The 3,015-nt window shown below is 69.7% G+C and carries 3 protein-coding genes; all 3 read right to left on the reverse strand.

The genetic code is table 11. The features are described 5' to 3' along the window. Positions 1 to 8: 8 nt before the first annotated feature. Positions 9 to 1,403 (reverse strand): ABC transporter substrate-binding protein, encoded by a 1,395-nt coding sequence (locus tag ACFC1T_RS38280; protein WP_375897405.1) that lies wholly within the window; start codon positions 1,401 to 1,403, stop codon positions 9 to 11. A 70-nt stretch (positions 1,404 to 1,473) separates the two neighbouring features. Continuing rightward, on the reverse strand, positions 1,474 to 2,370 hold the full coding sequence (locus ACFC1T_RS38285; RefSeq protein ID WP_375897407.1) for a carbohydrate ABC transporter permease: 897 nt from the start codon (positions 2,368 to 2,370) through the stop codon (positions 1,474 to 1,476). Then, positions 2,367 to 3,015 (reverse strand): carbohydrate ABC transporter permease (locus ACFC1T_RS38290; protein WP_375897410.1); only part of this gene is annotated, 649 nt, incomplete at its 5' end. The genes ACFC1T_RS38290 and ACFC1T_RS38285, both read right to left, overlap by 4 nt.

Here is a 3,015-nt window from a genome sequence, read left to right on the forward strand (position 1 = left end):
GAGGGTGGTCAGCCGACCGAGCTGTTGTAGCTCTCGATCGCGGGCTGGAGCTCCTTGGCCGCGTCGGCGAGCGCCTGCTGGGCGGTCTTGCCGCCGGCCACGGTCTGCTCGATGGCCGTCTCCACGCCCTTGCGGGCCTGCGGCATCACGCCGAGCAGGCAGCCGGCGGTGGCCGGGGTGGGCTTGGTGGCCTTCAACTGGTCGATGGCCGTCTGGAACTGCGGGTACTTGCCGACCCACTCCTTGTCCTTGGGGTCGTCCAGGGACTTTTTGTTGACCGGGAAGTAGCCGGTGCCGGTGTGCCACACGGCCTGCTGCTCCGGGCTGGTGGCGAACTTCTCGAACTCCCAGGCGGCCCGCTTCTCGGCGTCCGAGTGGCCGGGGCCGCTGATCCACAGCGAGGCGCCGCCGATCGCCGGGCCGCCCTGGTCGGCGGCCGTCACCTTCGGGAAGGGCGCGGTGCCGACGCCGAACTTGGCGGCCTCGGTGTAGCCGCGCAGCACACCGGTGGACTCCAGGTGCATGGCGACCGTGCCGGACTTGAAAGCGGCCTGGGCGTCGTCGGTGACCCGGCCGGTGTTGGCCGCGTAGCCGCCCTTGACGAGGTCGGCCCACCACTGGACGATCTGCGCGCCCTGGGCGGAGTCGAACACGACCTTGCCCGCCTTGTTGCTGCGGCCGTTGTCGTTGTCGCAGTACATGGTGCCGGACTCGGCGAGCAGCTCCTCGACGAACCAGCCGTAGATGGCGGCGCCGAAGCCGTAGCGGACGGTCTTGCCGTCGGCGTCCTTCTTGGTCAGCTTCTTGGCCAGGTCACCGAGCTCGTTGAGGTCCTTCGGCGGCTGCGCCGGGTCGAGGCCGGCCTCCTTGAAGGCGTCGGTGTTCAGGTAGAGCAGCGGCATCGAGGAGTTGAACGGCATCGAGACCAGCTTGCCGTTGGCCGAGTAGTAGTTGCGGATGTTGGGGTCGAGGTCGTCCAGCGAGTAGCCGTCCTTGTCGGCGAAGGCCTGGGCGGGGACGGTCTGCTTGGAGTCGATCATGAAGCGGGTGCCGATGTCGTAGACCTGCACCAGGGCGGGGGTGCCCTTCTGCTGCACCGCGGCCTTGTACTTGGTGACCAGCTCGTCGTACTTGCCCTGGAACTGCGCCTTGACCTCGATCTTGCCCTGGTGGGCCGCGTTGAAGTCCTTCACCAGGCCGTTCAGCACGTCGGCGTTCTTGCCGGTCATCGAGTGCCAGAACTCGACGGTGGTGACGCCGGAGGCCTGGTCGAGCGCCTGGGCACCGGGCGCCCCGGCGTCGGCGGAACCGCCCGAGCCGGCGTCCGAGCCGCTGGAGCTGCAGGCGGTCAGGGACAGGCCGGCCACCAGCAGGGCCGCGAGCGCGCGTGCACTCTTCTTCACGAGGGTTTTCTTCTTTCCGGTTGACGAACGGGATGTACGGGCGGGATGTACGGGCGGAGCGGGTGCGGGCTCAGCGGACGGCGCCCGCGGTGAGGCCGCGGACGATGAAGCGCTGGCCGAAGACCACCAGGGCGAGGGTGGGCAGCAGGGAGAGCACCACGCCGGCCAGGATCAGGCCGGGGTCGGCCATCTCGGCGTCGCGCAGCGAGGTGAGGCCGATCTGCAGGGTCTGCATCTCGGCGGTGCGGGTGATGATGAGCGGCCAGAAGTACTGGTTCCAGGCCGACAGGAAGACGTAGATCGACAGCGCGGCCAGGGCCGGCTTGTTGAGCGGCACGACGATCCGCCACAGGAACCGCCAGTGCCCGGCGCCGTCGATCCGGGCCGCGTCGCGCAGTTCGCCGGGCAGCTGGCGGAAGGCCTGGCGCAGCATGAAGGTGCCGAAGCCGGAGGCGAGGAACGGCAGCACCAGGCCGAAGTAGGTGTTGCCGAGGCCCCAGCCCGACAGCGTCAGGTAGTTGGGGATGATGATGGCCTCCCAGGGGACCATCAGCGTCGCCAGGAACAGCCCGAACACCGCGGCCCGCGCCTTCATCGGCAGGAAGACGTAGGCGTACGCGGCCAGGATGGAGGTGACCAGCTGGGCGATGGTGATGGCGGTGGCGGACATCGCCGAGTTGGCGTACTGCCGGAACAGCGGGATGGTGTCCACCGCGCCGGAGAAGTTCCGGCCGGTCACCGAGTGGGGCACCAACGCCGGTGGGTAGGAGGCGAGTTCGGACGGCTCCATGAAGGCGCCGACCACCGCGTAGTACACCGGGAAGGCCACCGTGACCACGGCGACGGCGAGCAGCAGGTAGACGGCGGCGCGGCCCAGCAGGTCGCGCGGGGAGCGTCCGGCGAGGGGGCGGACCCGCGGGCGGGGCGGATCGGCCCGGACCTCGGCTTCGGTGACGACCGTGCTCATGCGTAGTGCACCTTCCGCTCCAGGACGCCGAACTGGACGGCCGTACAGGCGAGGACGACCAGCAGCAGCACCACGGCCTGGGCGCTCGCCGTGCCGAAGTCGCTGGAGCCGTAGGCGAAGGCCTTCTCGTAGACGGAGTAGACCAGGGTCCGGGTGGAGCCGTCCGGCCCGCCCTTGGTGAGGATGTGGATCTGGCCGAAACTCTGCAGTGCGTGGACGGTGGAGACCACCGTCAGGAAGAACAGGTTCGGGCCGAGCATCGGGACGGTGATCGAGCGGGCCAGCCGCAGGCCGGAGGCGCCGTCGATCCGGGCCGCCTCGACGACCTCGCCGGGGATCGAGCCGATGCCCGCCGAGAGCACCAGCACGTTGTAGCCGAGGTTCATCCAGACCGTGGTCAGGGCCACCGAGAACAGTGCGTACCGGGATTCGGTCAACCAGCCGACCGGGCCCAGGCCGAGGTGCGACAGCAGGCCGTTCAGCACCCCGCTGGCCGGGTTGTAGAACACCGCGAAGACCACCGAGGCGCTGGCCACCGAGAAGGCGAAGGGCAGCGCGAAGGCGGAGCGCAGCAGCCGTACGCCCCGGATCCGGTTCTCCAGCAGCAGCACCAGCACCAGCGCGCCGAGCACCCCGGGCACCACG

Origin of the sequence: Kitasatospora sp. NPDC056076, from assembly GCF_042266305.1 — a bacterium.
GTDB lineage: Bacteria > Actinomycetota > Actinomycetes > Streptomycetales > Streptomycetaceae > Kitasatospora.

Coding starts and splice junctions, on each gene's coding strand:
- ACFC1T_RS38285 (WP_375897407.1), bottom strand. CDS start 2,370: ATGAGCACGGTCGTCACCGAAGCCGAGGTCCGGGCCGATCCGCCCCGC.